At 62.0% G+C, this 18,173-nt stretch carries 15 protein-coding genes and 1 tRNA gene; 11 read left to right on the top strand and 5 right to left on the bottom strand.

From position 1 onward, the window contains the following. The 5 genes from A6745_RS13105 to A6745_RS13085 all read left to right on the top strand — a co-directional run bounded on the left by A6745_RS13105 (position 1) and on the right by A6745_RS13085 (position 3,462). Positions 1–77, top strand: a tRNA-Gln gene (locus A6745_RS13105). Positions 78–212: 135 nt separating this feature from the next. Continuing rightward, positions 213–1,163: a ribose-phosphate pyrophosphokinase gene (locus tag A6745_RS13100; RefSeq protein ID WP_066128841.1), complete on the top strand. Its 951-nt coding sequence runs from the start codon at positions 213–215 to the stop codon at positions 1,161–1,163. A gap of 149 nt (positions 1,164–1,312) precedes the next feature. Further along, positions 1,313–1,930 carry a 50S ribosomal protein L25/general stress protein Ctc gene (locus A6745_RS13095; protein ID WP_066127723.1) on the top strand — a complete coding sequence of 206 codons (618 nt, stop codon included), beginning with the start codon at positions 1,313–1,315 and terminating at the stop codon, positions 1,928–1,930. Positions 1,931–2,097: 167 nt separating this feature from the next. Further along, positions 2,098–2,685 carry an aminoacyl-tRNA hydrolase gene (gene pth, locus A6745_RS13090; protein ID WP_066128838.1) on the top strand — a complete coding sequence of 196 codons (588 nt, stop codon included), beginning with the start codon at positions 2,098–2,100 and terminating at the stop codon, positions 2,683–2,685. Between the two features lie 3 nt (positions 2,686–2,688). Further along, complete coding sequence (locus A6745_RS13085; protein ID WP_066127722.1) at positions 2,689–3,462, top strand: CPBP family glutamic-type intramembrane protease; 774 nt, start codon at positions 2,689–2,691, stop codon at positions 3,460–3,462. Positions 3,463–3,527: 65 nt separating this feature from the next. On the opposite strand, the gene A6745_RS13080 is transcribed toward A6745_RS13085, so the two are convergent. From A6745_RS13080 to A6745_RS13065, 5 genes are all read right to left on the bottom strand, one after another. Beyond that, a complete protein-coding gene (locus A6745_RS13080) occupies positions 3,528–4,151 on the bottom strand; it encodes a hypothetical protein (protein ID WP_066127720.1) in 624 nt (207 codons plus the stop codon). Between the two features lie 40 nt (positions 4,152–4,191). Next, positions 4,192–5,817 (bottom strand): vWA domain-containing protein, encoded by a 1,626-nt coding sequence (locus A6745_RS13075; protein WP_082853043.1) that lies wholly within the window; start codon positions 5,815–5,817, stop codon positions 4,192–4,194. A gap of 32 nt (positions 5,818–5,849) precedes the next feature. Next, positions 5,850–6,524, bottom strand: a complete 675-nt coding sequence (locus A6745_RS29555; RefSeq protein ID WP_269148901.1) for a toxic anion resistance protein — start codon at positions 6,522–6,524, stop codon at positions 5,850–5,852. Then, positions 6,428–7,063 carry a toxic anion resistance protein gene (locus A6745_RS29550; protein ID WP_269148897.1) on the bottom strand — a complete coding sequence of 212 codons (636 nt, stop codon included), beginning with the start codon at positions 7,061–7,063 and terminating at the stop codon, positions 6,428–6,430. Before A6745_RS29550 ends, A6745_RS29555 begins: the two co-directional genes overlap by 97 nt. A gap of 72 nt (positions 7,064–7,135) precedes the next feature. Then, complete coding sequence (locus A6745_RS13065) at positions 7,136–8,242, bottom strand: hypothetical protein (RefSeq protein WP_066127718.1); 1,107 nt, start codon at positions 8,240–8,242, stop codon at positions 7,136–7,138. Between the two features lie 344 nt (positions 8,243–8,586). Between A6745_RS13065 and ychF the strand changes: the two genes are divergently transcribed. The 6 genes from ychF (at position 8,587) to A6745_RS13035 (ending at position 18,169) form a co-directional block, all read left to right on the top strand. Further along, the gene (gene ychF / locus A6745_RS13060; RefSeq protein ID WP_066127715.1) at positions 8,587–9,678 is read left to right on the top strand and encodes a redox-regulated ATPase YchF; all 1,092 of its coding nucleotides are present in this window, start codon (positions 8,587–8,589) and stop codon (positions 9,676–9,678) included. Positions 9,679–9,874: 196 nt separating this feature from the next. Beyond that, on the top strand, positions 9,875–11,086 hold the full coding sequence (locus A6745_RS13055; RefSeq protein ID WP_066127714.1) for a tyrosine-type recombinase/integrase: 1,212 nt from the start codon (positions 9,875–9,877) through the stop codon (positions 11,084–11,086). Positions 11,087–11,440: 354 nt separating this feature from the next. After that, positions 11,441–12,544 carry a Fic family protein gene (locus A6745_RS13050; protein ID WP_066127712.1) on the top strand — a complete coding sequence of 368 codons (1,104 nt, stop codon included), beginning with the start codon at positions 11,441–11,443 and terminating at the stop codon, positions 12,542–12,544. Further along, a complete protein-coding gene (locus tag A6745_RS13045) occupies positions 12,541–15,321 on the top strand; it encodes an HsdM family class I SAM-dependent methyltransferase (RefSeq protein WP_231885991.1) in 2,781 nt (926 codons plus the stop codon). The genes A6745_RS13050 and A6745_RS13045 overlap by 4 nt, the downstream gene beginning before the upstream one ends. Then, positions 15,312–17,117, top strand: coding sequence for a restriction endonuclease subunit S (locus A6745_RS13040; RefSeq protein WP_066127710.1), 1,806 nt, complete (start codon positions 15,312–15,314; stop codon positions 17,115–17,117). Before A6745_RS13045 ends, A6745_RS13040 begins: the two co-directional genes overlap by 10 nt. Beyond that, positions 17,114–18,169 carry a PDDEXK nuclease domain-containing protein gene (locus A6745_RS13035; protein WP_066127708.1) on the top strand — a complete coding sequence of 352 codons (1,056 nt, stop codon included), beginning with the start codon at positions 17,114–17,116 and terminating at the stop codon, positions 18,167–18,169. The genes A6745_RS13040 and A6745_RS13035 overlap by 4 nt, the downstream gene beginning before the upstream one ends. Positions 18,170–18,173: the final 4 nt, after the last annotated feature.

The following is an 18,173-nucleotide window of genomic DNA, read 5'->3' as shown; positions in this document are numbered from 1 at the left end:
TGGGGAGTCGCCAAGCTGGTTAAGGCACCGGATTTTGATTCCGGCATGCGAAGGTTCGAATCCTTCCTCCCCAGCCAACCAAATACATAAAAAAGCTGTTGAACTCGGGCTCCGACCTACGGTTCAGCGGCTTTTTTGTTTTATTCGTTTTCGCACGCACGTTTTTCCGCCGCGTCCCGAAACACCCACGCATCGCGCATCGCATCATGGTCATGGCAAACGACAGCTTCATGATTTTCACGGGCACCGCCAACACTCGGCTGGCCGTGGATGTAGTCAACCATCTCGACATGTCCCTCGGCAAGATGACCGTCGGCCGTTTCTCGGATGGTGAAGTGATGGTCGAGATCAACGAGAACGTGCGCGGCAAGGACGTCTTCGTCCTGCAGCCCACGTGCGCGCCGACCAACGACAACCTGATGGAAATCATGGTGATGGTCGATGCCCTGCGCCGCGCCTCGGCCGGCCGCATCACCGCCGCCATGCCGTACTTCGGCTACGCCCGCCAGGACCGCCGCCCGCGTTCGGCGCGCGTGGCCATCTCGGCCAAGATCGTCGCCAACATGCTGCAGGTCGCCGGCGTCGACCGCGTCCTCACCATGGACCTGCACGCCGACCAGATCCAGGGCTTCTTCGACATCCCGGTCGACAACATCTACGCCGGTCCGATCCTGCTGGGCGACATCTGGCGCCGCAACTTCCAGAACCTGGTCGTGGTGTCGCCCGACATTGGCGGCGTGGTCCGTGCCCGCGCGCTGGCCAAGCAGCTCGAGGCCGACCTGGCCATCATCGACAAGCGCCGTCCGCGCGCCAACGTTTCCGAAGTGATGAACATCATCGGTGAGGTCGACGGCCGCACCTGCATCATCATGGACGACATGGTCGACACCGCCGGCACGCTGTGCAAGGCGGCCCAGGCCCTGAAGGAACGCGGCGCCGGCGCCGTGTACGCCTACTGTACCCACCCGGTGCTGTCCGGTGGCGCCATCGAGCGCATCGAGGCCTCCGAGCTGGACGAACTGGTCGTCACCGACACCATCCCGCTGTCCGAGCAAGGCCAGTCGTGCGGCAAGATCCGCCAACTGTCCTGCGCCGCGCTGCTGGGCGAGACCATCCTGCGCATTTCCAACGCGGAATCGGTCAGCTCGCTGTTCGCCGACTAGGCCCGGATCGCCAGTACCCCGAATTTCCTTGCGTGCCGCTGGTCGCGGCGGCACGCAGAAAATGCCAGGCGCATGTCGCGCCGGGCAAATATCAGCCGGCGCAAGCAGTACCGCAACACCGCGCCGTATCTATCGTTCCGGAGTTTTCCATGAAATTCACTGCCACTACGCGTAGCGTCCAGGGTTCGAGTGCGAGCCGCCGCCTGCGCCACGCGGGTCGCGTTCCTGCCATCGTTTATGGTGGTTCGGCCGCCCCGCTGAACATCGAAGTCGACCACAACGACATCTACCACGCCCTGCGCAAGGAAGAGTTCCACGCTTCCATCCTGCAGATGGAAGTGGACGGCGGCAAGGCCGAGCAAGTCCTGCTGCGTGCCGTGCAATGGCACCCCTACAAGCAGCAAGTCCTGCACATCGACTTCCAGCGCGTCGATGCCAAGCAAGCCCTGCACACCAAGGTGCCGCTGCACTTCCTGAACGCCGAGATCTCGCCTGCCGTGAAGATCAACAGCGCCGTCATCACCCACGTGCTGACCGAACTGGAAGTCACCTGCCTGCCGGCCGCGCTGCCCCAGTTCATCGAAGTCGACCTGAGCAACCTGCTGGCTGGCGCTTCGGTCCACCTGGCCGACATCAAGCTGCCCAAGGGCGTGACCTACGTCGCCCACGGCGGCGATGCCAACCCGGTCCTGGCCTCGGCCCTGGTCAAGGGCGGCGGTTCGGCTTCCGCTGAAGCGGACGGCGAAGAAACGCCCGCTGCCGAATAAGGCATGCGCCGGGCTCGTCCCGGCGTCCGGAAACTCCGCGTGTGCCCCGCACCGCGGAGTTTTTTTATGTTCGCCGTTCCCGTGCGCGGGCGTGCGGCTCCAGCGCTGAACGCCCGCCCGCCATATCGGGCACAATGACGGCGCGACCCACACCCATCCGCTTCTTCATGACTGAGCCCATCCGCCTGATCGTGGGGCTGGGAAATCCCGGACCCGAGTACGAGACCACCCGGCACAATGCCGGTTTCTGGCTGGCCGACCAATTGGCCGGCGACCTGCGCACCTCGTTCTCGTTCGAGAAATCGTTCTTCGGCGAGGTCGCCAAGACGCGCAAGGACGGCGAGAACATCCTGCTGCTCAAGCCGGCCACCTACATGAACCGCTCGGGCCAGGCCGTTGGCGCGCTGGCGCGCTTCTACAAGTTTGCGCCCGAACAGGTGCTGGTCCTGCACGACGAACTGGACCTGCTGCCTGGCCAGGTCAAATTGAAGCAGGGTGGCGGCCATGCGGGCCACAATGGCCTGAAGGACATCCAGGCCGCATTGGGCAGCCCCGATTTCTGGCGCATCCGCATCGGCATCGGCCATCCGCGCACGCTCAACCTGGCGCAGCAGGTGGCCGATTTCGTGCTGCATCCGCCGCGCCGCGAGGAAATGCCTTCCATCGAAGCCGTGCTGGACCGCTGCCGTGTCGCGGTGCCCGCCATGCTGGACGGCGATTTTCCCAAGGCCACGCGCCAGTTGCACAACGCCTGATCCATGTCCAGCCAACTGCGATTCAGCGAAGAGTTCGCCGACTTCTGGCAATTCCTGAGGCGGCCCACGCTGCGCCGCCTGCCGGTGCGGCGCGCGGTGCACGGCGACCTGGCCGGCGACTGGATGCCCAACATCACGTTCGGCCGCCTGATGGCGTGGGCCGGCGTGCTGTGGGCCATCAACCTGTTCGCCTTCGGCCCCATCGCCGTGATGGCGGCGGGGTCGGGCGGCGCGCAGCATCGGCTCGATCCGCAGAACATCCCCTGGCTGACCGCCATCCTGTGGGCGCCCATCGTCGAAGAGCTGTTGTTCCGCTACGGCCTGCGCAGGCCCGTGCAGGCCTTGTGGCTTTGCCCGCTGATGCTGGTGCCGCTGCTGTTCGGCCCGCAGGGCTGGACCGCCGCCTGGCTGGCCTGCGTGTTCCTGGCGGCCAGCCTGCCGCTGCGCCGCGGACGCGTCAGCATGGCCGGCAAGCGCCTGGGATGGCGCCGCGAGTACGTGCGCCGCTACGGCCTGGTCTTCCATCTGGTGACGCTGACCTTCGCGGCGGTGCACTTGAACAACTTCACGCTGCAGGGCACGCCGTGGTATCTGCTGCCCTTGCTGGTGCTGCCCCAGTGGGTGACGGGCCTGCTGCTGGGCTGGATGCGCACCCGGCGCGGCTTCGGGGCCACCATGCTGCTGCATGGCGTGTTCAATGCCGGGCCGGTGTTGGTGATCCTGGTGTTGACGTCGCTGGTGGGATTGCTGCCGGTGGATCTGCCTGCCGCGAAATAAGCGGCGATACGGTCGGGCTACGCGTACCCGGCGGCACCGGCGCCGGCAGCGCCTGATCGTCCGTACTAGAAATCCGTATACGCCATCGGCTTGAACTTCTCTTCGAGGAACTTGCCGTTGGCCACCACCGCGTCCGCGTCGTGGCGGTAGATGCCTTCCGCGATCTTCACCAACTGCCCGTCCAGCAGGTCCAGCTGATGGAAGAACAACTGCTTGGGCGTCTTGCCGTCATGCACCACCGTCATGGCCGCGAAGAAGGGCGGCAGCTTGAGGTAGTGGTTGATGGTTTCCGGCAGGTCGCGCGTGATCGTGCCGGACAGCGACAAGGCCTGCGTCAGCGGCACCTCGCCGCTGAACAGCTTGGGCGCCAGCTCGCGCACCATCTGCAGGATGTGCTCCAGCTTGGCCACGGCCTCTTTGGGCAGTTTCTTGCGCGCGCGCTGGAACAGCGACTCCATGGCCTCGATCAGGGCTTCCTGGCTGGCGGCTTCCTTGATGTCCGCCTCGACGGCGGCGCCGCGGCCCGGCGCGATCAGCCAGCCCGCGGCGTACAGGCCCAGCACGATGGGCAGCCACCATTGCTCGATGATGCCGGTGAAGAACAGCGCCAGCCCGGCCAGGGCCAGCGCGCACCCCACGACGTTGCGTGTGCTGTAGAAGGCCAGCAGCACGGGGGTCTTCAGGGTCATTCCTGCCATTGCGCTTTCCCGGCTGTCGATCGCGGTCCGTTTACTGGTAACCCCGCACTTCCTTGAAGATGGCCTGCAGGCCGCCCTTGTCGCCGTCGAACGAGCGACCGCCGGTGGCCTCGGCCAGTTTCGTCATCTCGGAGGATTCGCCACCCGCGAAATAGATGGTGAACACGCGGATGCCCTGCTTGCTGGCGGGCAGTGCATCGTACCAGCGCAGGAAAGAATTCAGCGACATGCCGGACATGTTGGCGCCGTCGGTCATCACCACGATGCTGTAGAAGCGGTCCGGGTGGCGTTCGCGGCGTGCCAGCGCTTCCTGGTAGGCCGCCTGGGTGGCGTCATAGATGGCCGTGCCGCCGGCGGCGTACAGTTCGCGCACGTAGGAAGCAATGTCGTCCAGCGTCTTCTTCGACTGCGCTTCGCTGCCGCCCATGTCGAACGAATGGGTGATGCCCATCCGGTCGTTGAACGGCTTGATGTGGATCTGCTCGCGGTTGCGGAATCGCGCGAAACGGCCGCTGATGCTGGAATCCGCGCCGGACAGGCCCAACATGGTCTTCTTCAGCTGGTCCAGGTTATTGCCGTCCATCGAGCCGCTGGTGTCCAGCACGAAGGTGCTGTCGGGCGGCGTGCGCACCTGGTTGTCGAAGGTCAGCAGGATGGCGTCGACCACTTCCTGCCTGGCGGGGAAGACCAGTTCGCCTATCGCGGCGGCCGGGTTCGGCTGCGCCACGTCGGGGTTGATGGCCTGGCGCAGGGTGCCCTGCGCCATCGCCTTCTGGAAGGGCGCGCCGCGCAGATAGGCCACCAGTCTGTCGTAGGCCGCGCGCTTGTCCGCGTTGACCAGCATGATCGGATAGTCCGACGTGGTGAGTCCGTCCTTGGGGTAGATCAGCGTCAGCTTCTCGCGCATCGCCGGATCGCGGTTCAGCGTCAGCAGCACCGACGAGTAGTTGATGATGCCGTCGACCTGGTCCTGGTTCTTCAGGAAGGCATCGGCCAGCCAGCCCGAACTGCCGGCCGTCATCTTCTGCGCCTTGAAGAAGGCGGACAGCGACTTGCTGTCGATGTCCTTCACTTCCAGCGCATCGCCCTTGCCCGACAGCGCGGCGGCCAGGCCCAGCAGGGCCGAAAAGCCCGTGTTGGACGAGGCCGGGCTGGTCATGCCGAAGGTGAACTTGCCGGCCTCGGCGGCTTGTGAGATGTCCTTCCAGGTGGCGCCCGTGTAGCTGCCGCTGCCGTCGTCCCAGCCCAGCGCGCGGGCCTTGCTGGACTTCAGGCCCAGCACCACCGGCGTCAGCATGGTGCGCTCGGAGGCGACGATGCGCTTCTTCGCGTCCGGCACCAGCATCGCGTAGCGGTTGCTGGCGAACCACGCCAGGTCGGTGGCCTCGCCCGACTGCAGGCGTTCCACGCCGTCCAGCGTGCCGACGTACTTCATCTTCAACTGCACGCCGGTCTGGCGCCGGATGTCGTCCAGCAACGGCTCGATGTCCTTCAGTTCCGAACCGGCCAGCACGGTCAGCGTGGCCGCCTCGGACGAGCCGCCCGCCGCGCTGGCGCCCGTGTTGCTGGCGGAGGTGTCCGACGCCTTGTCGCAGGCGGCCAGCGCGAGGCCCATCCCGGCGATCAGCGCCAGGCGGGTCAGCAGTTTCTTGAGCATGATCGAATTCGCGTAGAAGAGTGGACGAGCGGTCAGACCTGCACCGGGCCGTCGGGCAGGGCGGGGGCCTGCCGCACGGCTTCGGACGCGGCCTGCTGGCGCGAGCGGTCCAGGTACTGCTCGCTGCGTTCGATCTGCGCCTTCATCAGCGCGTTGTTCTTGCCCATCGTTTCGATGGCCTGCGAACGGAACGTGTCCATCGCGTCCATCGCCTTGAAGGTGTTGTCCATCATTTCCTGAATGCGCTGCACGCCGATCAGCGGATCCGCGGCGAACTCGCCGGTGCGCTGCACGTGCTGGCCCAGTTGGCGCGAGGTCTCCGTCACCAGGTCGCCGATAGTGGTGGACACGCCCTGCAGCATCTCCATCACCTGGATCTGGTTGCCGGTGGCGCGCGCCACGGTCTGGGCGGTGGCCAGGGCCGACATGCCGGTGGTGGCCACGCGGTTGCAGCCGTTGACCATCTCGCGCGCCGTCTTCTTCAGCACCGTCATCGACAGGTAGCCGTTGACGTTGACGGCCATCTGCGTCTGCATGTCCTGGTAGTTCTGGCGCACGTAGAACAGCACCTCCTGTTCCAGCGCGCGGGCGCGGTCGGGATCGGTGGCCTTCAGGGCGTCGACGCGGCTGGACACCTGGGTGTCCAGCTTCTCGGCGAAGGTGATGGCGCCCTTAAGCTTCTGCATGGCGTCCCACAGCTTGGCCATGGTGACGTCGATCTCGGCCGAGTCGCGCTGCATGTCGTCGCGCGCGCGCGGTGCAGGTCGGCCATGATGGCCTTCAGGTGGTCGCCGGCATCCTGGAACTTGCGGAAGTAGTCCCGCAGCTTGTTGCCGAACGGAATCAGGCCCAGCAGCTTCCTGGGCGACAGCAGGTCGCCCTCGCGGCCCGGGTTCAGTTCGTCCAACTGCGCGCGCATCGACTGGATCGCCTTGAACGCGGCCGAGTCCTCGATGCCCACGAAGTTGCGCTCCATGAAGCGGCCGGTCATCAGTTCGGAGGCGTTGGAGATCTCGTTGCGGCCCAGGTGGAAGAGGGCGTCGACGCGGCTCTTGAACGTATCGCTGTGCACGTCTTCCGTGAACAGCGTCTCGACCACGCTGGCGACTTGGCGGTCGATGGCGGAGGTGGTCTCGTCGGGCAGGGCCACCATGTCGGTGGCCTTCTTCTGTTCCACGGGCTGGATCACCTCGGGCGGGGTCAGCACCATGTCGGGGGGCGTCAAGGTTTGCGTTTGCTGTTCCATGTTCTTCGTGTCCGATTGCGGATCATCGATCCGGGTTGCTCGTGCAGGGGGACAGGCCGGTCGCGCGCCTACTCAATTGAATTTCCGTTCGATGCCTTGGATCAGGTACTCCAGCGTCTCGTAGCTGGGCGGGTCCACTACGTCGACCAGCACGTCGGGCGCGCTGAGCTTCTTGTCGTTGAGGAACGAGACGAACTGGCCGCTGTCCGCGGTGCGGTAGCCGTACTGCACGGCCAGCGCCTGCAGCTCCGGGTCTTGCGACAGCGCCTCGCCCAGCCGCTGGCCCTTTTCATTGAAAGGCACCAGCGTGTGCTTGGTGTAGAGCGTGGGGCGCGGATACAGCAGCACCATGTCCGTGTTGGGCGTAGGGCGCTTGGACTGGTATTCCAGGTACTGGCTTTCGTAGATCATCACCAGCGGCGCCTTGCCGATGCCCATGGTCGTGTAGTCCTCGAACGGACCGGCCGAGCTGGACTCCTGAAAGCCCTGGCGCAGGAACAGGCTGGACAGCGCGGGCAGCAGCCGGTCGGCGTCGGCCTGCGTGTTCACGATGTTGTTCTTGTTCATCACGTAGCTGGCCAGCGCCAGGTACATGGCCGCGCTGTTGGACTTGCGCACGTCGGTCGAGCTGACCAGGATCGACTTGCTGGTGTTGAACACCGTGTTGTTCGGCAGTTCGTTCCAGCGCTTGCCCTGCTCGATCATGGTCATCAGGCGGTCCATGTCGATGATGTAGTGCGTGCCGTTCTCGGTGCGCACCAGGCCGGCGCTCTCCAGCATCGGCACCAGCGTCTTCCACGAGGCGATCGCCATCGGCGTGAAGAAGGGCTGGTAGACCTGGCGGGCATTGGTAGCCTTCTGCAGCGTGATGGCCGCGGGCGCGCCCGCCGGGAAACCGAAGTCGTAGCCGTCCCGCTTGCGCGCGCTGATCTCGCGCGAGCCGACCTTGTCCACCGCCACGGTGAAACCCAACTGCTTCAGGCGGGCCTGCACGCGCGGGTCGAGGAAGTAGGTTTCCTTTTCGGACCCGATCATGCCGCGCACCTGCACGACGGCTCTCGCGGCGGCCTGCGCCGCGTCGGATTCGAGCTTGCGGGTGGAGGAAACGTAGATGGCGCCGCCGATGCCGGCCAGCAGGGCGACTGCCAGGACGGGCGCCAGGATCTTGCGTAGTTGCATAAGCGCTGGTCTCTTTCTGTGGGGGGCTGTCGGGGACGCAACCCCGCTTCCGCGCATGAATCGTAGGTAAGCGGCGCGGCGAGGTCAAAGCCCGTTACCAGAAGATAAATGCATGAAATGTCATATTTATGAAGCTTTTTGGCGACGTCGCGGAGGGTTGGCGCGGAGCGGTTAAAATTCGCCCTTTCCCGGACCCGCCGCGCACCGGATTCCTTCTGGATTCCGCCGCTAGGCGCGGCCCCGTCCACGGCTCAAGCGATCCCGGCGGTTTGCACGCATGCGGATCGGGCACCTCGGCCCTGCCACAGGCAGGCCGCCAGTGCACTGATATTTATAGGATTTCCATGGCTCTGCAATGCGGCATCGTCGGCCTGCCCAACGTCGGTAAATCGACCCTCTTCAACGCGCTGACCAAGGCTGGCATCGCCGCCGAGAACTACCCCTTCTGCACCATCGAGCCGAACGTGGGCGTGGTAGAAGTGCCCGATCCGCGTCTGCAGAAGCTGGCCGAGATCGTCAAGCCCGAGCGCATCCTGCCCGCCACCGTCGAGTTCGTGGACATCGCCGGCTTGGTTGCCGGCGCCAGCCAGGGCGAAGGCCTGGGCAACCAGTTCCTCTCGCACATCCGCGAGACCGACGCCATCGTCAACGTGGTGCGCTGCTTCGAGGATCCCAACGTGATCCACGTGGCGAACAAGGTCGACCCCATCGCCGACATCGAAGTCATCGAGACCGAACTGGCCCTGGCCGACCTGCAGACCGCCGAGAAGGCCATGCAGCGCCACACCAAGACCGCGCGCTCGGGCGACAAGGAAGCCCAACGCCTGGTGGCCGTGCTGGAGAAGTGCGTCGCCATGCTGAACCAGGCCAAGCCGGTGCGTTCGGTGGACCTGTCCGACGAAGAGCGAGAGCTGATCAAGCCGCTGTGCTTCATCACCGCCAAGCCGGCGATGTATGTGGGTAACGTCAGCGACAGCGGTTTCACGAACAACCCGCTGCTGGACCGCCTGGTCGAGTTCGCGAATCAGCGCAACGCGCCGGTGGTGGCGATCTGCGCCGCGATCGAGGCCGAGATCGCCGATCTGCCGGATGAGGATCGCGAGGTGTTTTTGGCGGATATGGGCATGGAAGAGCCGGGGCTGAATCGTTTGATTCGCGCCGCGTTCAAGCTGCTGGGGCTGCAGACGTACTTCACGGCGGGGGTGAAGGAAGTTCGTGCGTGGACGGTGCGGATCGGCGCGACGGGGCCGCAGGCGGCGGGGGTGATTCATACCGACTTCGAGCGCGGGTTCATCCGTGCGCAGACGATCGCTTATGAGGATTACATCGCGTACAAGGGCGAGCAGGGTGCCAAGGAAGCGGGGAAGATGCGGGCGGAAGGGAAGGAATATGTGGTGCAGGATGGGGATGTGATGAACTTCCTGTTCAACGTCTGACGATTTTTGCTGGATCTCGGTGGCGCTCAGTAGCGCTTGGTGGACAGGTTGCCCCATTTGAAATCAATGGGTTGCGTAAACAATACGGTCTGCTGAGCGTTCCTATTGTTCATCGAGGTCCAGAAAATTCGGGGGTAGCGTTGGGGGTACTCGTGTTCAACCGTGGGGGTACTTTTCCCCGCAGTGGAGTCCAGCGATGCCGGAAAACCTACTCACCGACCTCAAGGTCAGGTCGGCCAAATCGACTGATCGAGACTGGAAACTTTCAGACGGCGGGGGCTTGTTCCTGCTGGTCAAGCCGACCGGCGGCAAGCTCTGGCGGTGGAAATACCGTCTGCAAGGCAAGGAGAACCTCTTTGCCATTGGCGGCTTTCCCCAAGTAAGCCTTGCAGAGGCGCGTGCAGCCCGAGAGAAAGCGCGTGCCTTGGTCAAGCAAGGCATTCATCCTGCCCATGAGCGGCAACAGATCAAGAAGCGCAACCTGGAAGCACTGGAGGAGCGCAAGCGTGCTCGTGAAAGCTCGTTTGCCAAGGTAGCGAAAGCGTACCTGGCGGAGATCAAACCGGTCTTCGCGCTCAGCTCCTACCGCACGAAAGAATCCCGCATCAGGAAGTACCTGTCGCCGAAGTTCGACGGGATGCCGATGAGCGACATTGGCGTCAAACAGATTCGTCCGCTGCTGGAGGAATGCAAGTCCCACGGAGCCTGGGCGGCGATTCACGTCAAAGGCGATCTTTCGGCCATCTTTGAATTCGCGGTAGTGCGGGGTCTGGTCGAGGCCAATCCTATTCCCAGCCTGCGTGGGCTGCTGCGCGTGCCGTTCAGCGAGAGCAAGGCGGCGATGACGCGAGAGCAAATCCAGAAGTTCTATCAGGAGTTGCGCGGCTACCGGGGCTATCCGGAAACTTCGTTGTGCCTGCGGCTGATTGCGCTGACCGCCTGCCGTCCAGGGGAAGCGGCGGATGCCGAGTGGGACGAGTTCGACTTTGAGGATGCGCTGTGGCGTCGGCCTGCGGCGAAGATGAAAGCGCGGCGCGACCATGTCAGCCCGTTGTCCACGCAGGCCATAGCGGTGCTGAAAGACTTGCAGCACATCACGGGTGGCAGGCGCTATCTGTTTCCGCACCGAAGCGGAAAGGGCTTCACTACGCCCAATCGGCTCACCTACGCGATGCGTGACATGAACCTGGGCCGGGGTACGACGCCGCACTGCTGGCGGACGACCTTTTCTACCTGGGCCAATGAGAATGGATACCGGCCTGATGCGATTGAGCGTCAGCTTGCCCACGTGGAAAGCAATAAAGTGCGGGCGACGTACAACAAGGCGCCGCTGCTGGATCAGAGAAGAACGCTGTTGCAGGACTGGGCGGACTATCTGAGTGCGGCGGAAGGCAGCGGCACAGCATAGGGGCGATTTGGCTGGTTGTTACAGAGTGAGTGAGCACAAGGGTAGGCGGCCTTTTCCTTTTCAGGGTAGGGCCATTGTCCCTTGAGTGCCGTTCCCTTGCCGTTTGTCTTCGCCCAAGGCTGAACGCTGGAAATGGGGTGATAACGAAATAAATAGGGTAATTGTATATATATTGCCCTGTTTTTAGGATTGATGTTGCCTATTTCGACACCGGTCAGCTATGCCAGCCCCTCATGAGCGGTCCTATGTTCAGGAAATGGGGTAGTCCAACACCATTAACAAGGCATTTTTAGAGACAATGCCCCATTTAATGGCTATGATTACCCCATTTAGATAGCCTGGGCTTACATTTCCATGCACTCGCTCACGCCCGAGTACCTTGCCGCGCTTCGCTTCGATGGCACCCAGGTCGCCACGTTGCGCACACTGGGCGAATACCAGGGTAAGCAGCAACTCTACGCCGCGCAGTCGCCCGAAGCCCTCAAGGGCCTGCGCCAGATCGCGGTGGTGGAGTCCACCGAGTCGTCTAACCGGCTGGAAGGTGTTGTCGTAGCGCCCTCGCGGTTGAAGTCTCTGATCATCCGCAACGCAACACCAAAGAGCCGTTCCGAACAGGAGATCGCAGGCTACCGTGATGCCCTGGCGCTGATCCACGAGTCCGCTGCGCACATGCCCTTCAGCGAAAGCGTGGTGCTGCAACTGCACACCCTGCTGTATCGCTACATCCCGCAGGCGGGCGGGCGCATGAAGGTCACCAATAACGACATCAACGAGCGTCACCCGGATGGCACTTCGCGCCTGCGCTTCCAGCCGGTGGCTTCGCATCTCACGCCGATGGCCTTGGCTGATCTGACAGGGCGCTACGCCACCGCGCTGGACCAGCACCTGGCCGACCCGTTGGTACTGGTGCCGCTGGCGATGCTCGACTTCCTGTGCATCCACCCTTTCCCGGACGGCAACGGTCGCATGTCCCGCTTGTTGACCCTGCTGCTGCTCTACCACTTCGACTATGCCGTGGGCCGCTACATCAGCTTGGAACGCATCTTCGAGGACACCAAGGAAGGTTATTACGAGACGCTGGAAGCCAGTTCGCAGGGATGGCACCAGGGGCAGCACGACGTCAAACCTTGGCTCGACTACTTATGGGGTGCCTTGCTACGGGCCTACCGCGAGTTCGAGGAGCGTGTCGGCACCATCGAACGGGGACGTGGCAGCAAGGGCGACCGGGTGCGGGCGGAAGTCCTGGGGCGCAGCTTGCCATTCTCGATTTCGGAGATCGAAGAAGCCTGCCCAGGCGTGAGCCGGGACATGGTGCGGCTGGTGTTGCGGGCGATGAAATCGGAAGGGTTGATCGAATCAACGGGTAAGGGTCGCGGGGCGAAATGGATCCGTCTTGTCGACGTACAGGACGTCGCAGAAAACAGGGCCGGTATCAAACAAGCAAGCCGGCAACAATGATGGATATTGAAGTGACAAGCACCGAAAAGAAGACCGACCGCTTTATCAGTAAGCTCGAAGCCGTGGGAGGTTCTGCCGGGAACCAGCGGCTCCGAGAGGCGTTGGGTTGGCAAGAATCCACCTATGACAGCATCAAGCAGCAACTGATCGAGGAGGGGCGGATCATTCCCGGCCGAGGGCGCGGCGGTTCGGTTGCACTGGCTACGACAGCCTATACGGCCAACAAAGAATCAGCGACATCGTTGGAAGTACACGAAGCCGCCGTGCCGTACCTGAAGACGAAGACGAAAGCAGATTCGTCATCGAGGGACCGAGCGACTGCTACCCCTGCTGCCAAGACGCTTGCCCCGCGCAACGGCGTCGTCAAGAAATCCGACCTCTACAGTTCCATCTGGGCATCGTGCGATGAACTGCGTGGCGGCATGGATGCCAGCCAGTACAAGGACTATGTCCTGTTCATGCTGTTCATCAAGTACATCAGCGACAAGTACGGCAACAGCGACGACTTCGCCCCGCCCGTGGTCATCCCACCGGGCGCCTCATTCAAGGACATGGTGGCGCTTAAGGGCAAGGACGACATTGGCGACAGGATCAATACCCAGGTTATCCAGAAGCTGATCGACGCCAACACCAAGCTGGCACGCAGCGACTTCCCTGACTTCAACGACCCTAACAAGCTCGGCGAAGGCTCAGCCATGGTCGAACGGCTGGGCAACCTGATCGCCATCTTCGAAAAGCCCGAGCTGAACTTCGCCAACAACCGCGCCGACAACGATGACTTGCTTGGCGATGCCTATGAATACCTGATGCGCCACTTTGCGCAAGACTCGGGCAAGAGCAAGGGCCAGTTCTACACGCCCTCCGAAGTCAGCAGCGTCATCGCCCAGGTGATCGGCATCTCGCACGCCAATACCCGAGCCTCCACCACCGCCTACGACCCCACCTGCGGGTCGGGCTCGCTGTTGTTGAAAGTGGCCGCCGAGGCAGGCCGACAGATCACCCTGGAAGGGCAGGAAAAGGACGTGACCACCGCCGGCCTCGCGCGGATGAACATGATCCTGCACGACTTCCCCAGCGCCACGATCCTTAGCGGCGACACCCTGGTGAACCCCAAGTTCAAGGATAGCGAACGACTGCGCGCCTACGACTACGTGGTCGCCAACCCGCCGTTCTCCGACAAGAAATGGTCCACTGGCCTCAACCCGGCCAATGACCCGTACCACCGTTTCACCTGGGGCGAGCCGCCCGCCAAGCAGGGCGACTACGCCTATCTGCTGCACGTCATCCGCAGCATGAAGGCCACCACCGGCAAGGGCGCAGTCATCCTGCCGCACGGCGTGCTGTTCCGTGGCAATGCCGAAGCCCACATCCGCAGGCAACTGGTGCGCTCCGGCATGCTCAAGGGCATCATCGGCCTGCCCGCCAACCTGTTCTACGGCACCGGCATCCCCGCCTGCATCCTGGTGCTAGACAAGGAAAACGCCAGCACCCGCAAGGGTGTGTTCATGATCGACGCCAGCAAAGGCTTCATCAAGGACGGTCCCAAGAACCGCTTGCGCGAACAGGACATCCACCGCATCGTCGATACCTTCCGCCGTGGTGTGGACGAGCCGCGCTATGCCCGCAGGGTGCCGCTGGATGAAATCGCCAGCGAGAAGAACGACTACAACCTCAACCTGCCACGCTATATCGACAGCAGTGAACCGGAAGACCTGCACGATATCGACGCGCACCTCAACGGCGGCATCCCCGAACGCGATATCGACGCCTTCGCCGCCGACTGGCAGGAAATGCCTGCCCTTCGCCAGGCGCTGTTCGAGGCCGAGCGTCCCGGTTATGCGCGGCTGCGCCAGCCGATGGCCGAAGTGCGTTCCATCATCCTCGCCCACCCGCAGTTCCAGCAATTCCGCAGCAAGGTCGAAACCCTGTTCGGCAAATGGCAGAAGGCCGTCACGCCGCTGCTCACCGGCATCCAGCCCGGCGACAAACCCAAGGCGCTGATCGCGCAGGTCTCCGAAACTTTGCTCACCACCTTCCACGCAGCACCGCTGCTCGACCCCTACGACATCTATCAGCATCTGATGGATTACTGGGCCGAAGCCATGCAGGACGACGCCTACCTGATCGCCGCCGATGGCTGGGTGGCGCTGCCACGGCGCGTCGTGGGAACCGACAAGAAGGGCAAAACCAAGGACAAGGGCTGGACCTGCGATCTGCTGCCCAAGTCCTACATCGTCGCCCGTTACTTCGCCGCCGAACAGGCCGAACTGGAGACAAAGCAGACCGAGCTTGAAAGCGTTACCAGCCAGATTGCCGAACTGGAGGAAGAACACGGTGGAGAAGACGGCGCTTTCTCTGGCTTTGGCAACATCAACGCCGCGCAGGTCAAAGACCGCCTTGCCGAAATTGGCGATGACTCTGACAGCGCCGACGAGCGCGCCGTGCTCAAGCAGTGGCAGCAACTCAGCGCCCGCGAGGCCGCATTGAAGAAAACCGTCAAAACGCTGGAAGCGGAACTCGACCAGCAAGCCCATGACCACTATTTCACCCTCAGCGAAGCCGAGGTCAAGACGCTGGTAGTGCAAGAAAAATGGCTGGCCCGCCTGCAAGCCAATGTGCAGCAGGAACTGGAACGTATCTCTCAAACCCTCGCCCACCGTATCCGCGAATTGGCCGAACGCTACGACACCCCGCTGCCCAAGCTGGAAGATGACGTGGCAGTCCTCAGTGCCAAGGTGGAAGCGCACCTGAAAAAAATGGGGGCGACATGGAAGTGAAGCCGGGGTACAAGCAGACGGAAGTTGGGGTGATCCCAGAAGATTGGGAAGTGAAACACTTGGGAGACCTAGGAAATGTAGTACGCGGAGGATCGCCAAGGCCTGCCGGGGATCCCAGATATTTCAACGGAAGCTTCATTCCCTGGCTCACAGTCGCAGCCTTAACCAACATACCTGATCATCAACTTCTTGTATCTGAGACAGCTACCTTTCTTACAGAGGAGGGGGCGAAACGGAGCCGTACTCTTGATGCAGGGACGCTAATTATTGCCAACAGCGGCGCAACTCTTGGCATCGCCAAACTATTAGGGGTTAAGTGCTGCGCGAATGACGGCATTGCTGCCATTGTCGAGCAAAAACGTGGAGACAAAGCTTTCTCTTGTTACTACATTAATACTCTCACTGAAAGTCTCAGGAATACTGTCGCCACAGGGAACGGACAGCCAAATCTTAATACGACACTTATTCGCGAAATTTCCATTACATACCCGCCGCTACCTGAGCAGCGCGCCATCGCCACCGCTCTCGGCGATATGGACGCGCTACTGGACAGACTGGATCGCCTGATCGCCAAAAAGCGCGCCATCAAACAGGCTGCCATGCAGCAACTCCTCACCGGCCAAACCCGCCTGCCGGGGTTCAGCGGGGAGTGGGAGGTGAAGCAGTTGGAAGACTTGGCAAAAATCCAAAAGGGGCAACTAATAACAACAAAAACGCTTATCCCTGGAGATATTCCTGTGATAGCAGGGGGGAAACAGCCTGCATATTTCCATGCCTCGGCCAACCGGCATGGAAAAACAATTACTGTGAGCGCATCCGGCGCTAGTGCTGGCTATGTCGCCTTCCATTTATGCTCTATCTTTGCATCGGACTGCTCAACCATTAGCGAATCGGACTCGTATAGCATTGAGTTTATCTATTATTCACTGCTTTTCCGGCAGGATGTGATTTATGCGGCGCAAACTGGTGGAGCCCAACCCCATGTTCAGCCCAAAGATCTGGCGCCGCTGTCAATAAGTATTCCAGTTGACATAACAGAGCAAACAGCCATCGCCTCCATCCTCACCGACATGGACGCCGAAATAACCGCCCTCGAAACCCGTCGTACCAAGACCCGCGCCTTCAAGCAGGCCATGATGCAGGAACTGCTGACTGGCAGGACGCGGTTGGTAATGCCTGATGCCAAACCTGTTGGCGAGGAGGTGGCGCAAACAGAAGGACGCAAGGCGAACGTCCATTTCCTGAGAAGCGTGCTGGCTGCCGAAATCATCGACCAATTGCACGATCAGCCGACCTTTGGGCATGTCAAGTTCGAGAAGATGATGTTCCTTGCCGAACACCTGTGTCAGGTGGATACCGGATCTACCTACCACCGCAAGGCCGCCGGCCCCTATGACAACCGTGCATTGCGCTCGATAGACAGCCAGTTGCAGAAGCAGCAATGGTTCGAGGTGCGAAAGCAAGAAGGTCGTTACCAATACGTGCCACTGGCAAAGCGTGGCAGTCACAAACCGTACTTTGATCGGCATTTTTCCGGGATCGTCGAGACCCTTGAGAACATTCTGGGCACGTTCAAAACGGCGAAAACGGAAAAATGCGAAATCGTCGCCACTTTGCTGGCGGCGTGGAGCGATTTGCTGCGTGAGAAAGGAGCCGTCTCCGATGAAATGATCGTGCACGAGGTACTGCACAACTGGCACGAAGCAAAGCAACGGATACCTGAGGATCGCTGGCTGAAGGCGCTTGGCTGGATGCGAGAGAAAGGTTTTGTGCCCAAAGGAGTGACATTGTCATGACCGACAAGCCAGCTTCCCTAACGACAGCCCCACAAGGCTACGCCGACTGGCTGTCCGACCTGAAGGGTCGCATCCACACCGCGCAGCAGCGTGCGGCGCTGGCGGTCAACCGGGAACTGGTGAGCCTGTACTGGCAGATCGGCCGCGACATTCTGGCGCGGCAGGCCGAGCAGGGCTGGGGTGCGAAAGTGATCGAGCGGCTGGCGCATGACTTGCGCGCCGCCTTCCCGGAGATGAAGGGCTTTTCGCCGCGCAACCTCAAGTACATGCGGGCGTTTGCCGAGGCCTGGCCGGATGCCGAAATTGTGCAACAGGCTGCTGCACAATTGCCCTGGGGGCACAACCTGGTATTGCTGGATCGCGTGAAAGCGCCAATGGAGCGCCTGGCCTATGCCCGCGCGGCCATCGAACATGGCTGGTCGCGCAATGTGTTGAATATCCACATCGAAACCCGCCTGCTGGAACGCACGGGCAAGGCTGTGACCAACTTCGATCAGCGCTTGCCTGCACCGCAATCCGATCTGGCCATCGAGTCGCTGAAAGATCCGTACCGCTTTGATTTTCTCGGCCTGGGCGAGGAAGCACAGGAACGCGAAATCGAGAAGGCGCTGGTACAACACGTCACCGATTTCCTGCTGGAACTGGGTGCGGGTTTCGCCTTCGTTGGCCGACAGGTATTGCTGGACGTGGGCGGCGAAGAGTTCTTTATCGACTTGTTGTTCTACCACCTCAAGCTGCGCTGTTACGTGGTGATCGAACTGAAGGCGGGCAAGTTCAAGCCCGAGCATCTGGGGCAACTGGGCTTTTACCTGACGGCGGTGGATCGGCAGGTGAAGCACGCGCAGGACAACCCGAGCATTGGCCTGCTGCTGTGCAAGAGCAAGAACAAGGTGGTAGCCGAGTACGCCTTGGGTGACAAGTCGCAGCCGATGGGCATTGCCGAATACAAACTGGTGGAATCCCTGCCGCAAGAGCTGCAAACCGGCCTGCCGACGATCGAACAGATCGAGCGGGAGCTGGGCAAGCCTATGGATGATGGCACCGAGGAATGATGCG

It is taken from the genome of Bordetella ansorpii, assembly GCF_900078705.1.
GTDB classification, from domain to species: Bacteria; Pseudomonadota; Gammaproteobacteria; order Burkholderiales; family Burkholderiaceae_B; genus Bordetella; species Bordetella ansorpii_A.
This window is presented reverse-complemented; position numbering and strand designations above follow the sequence as displayed.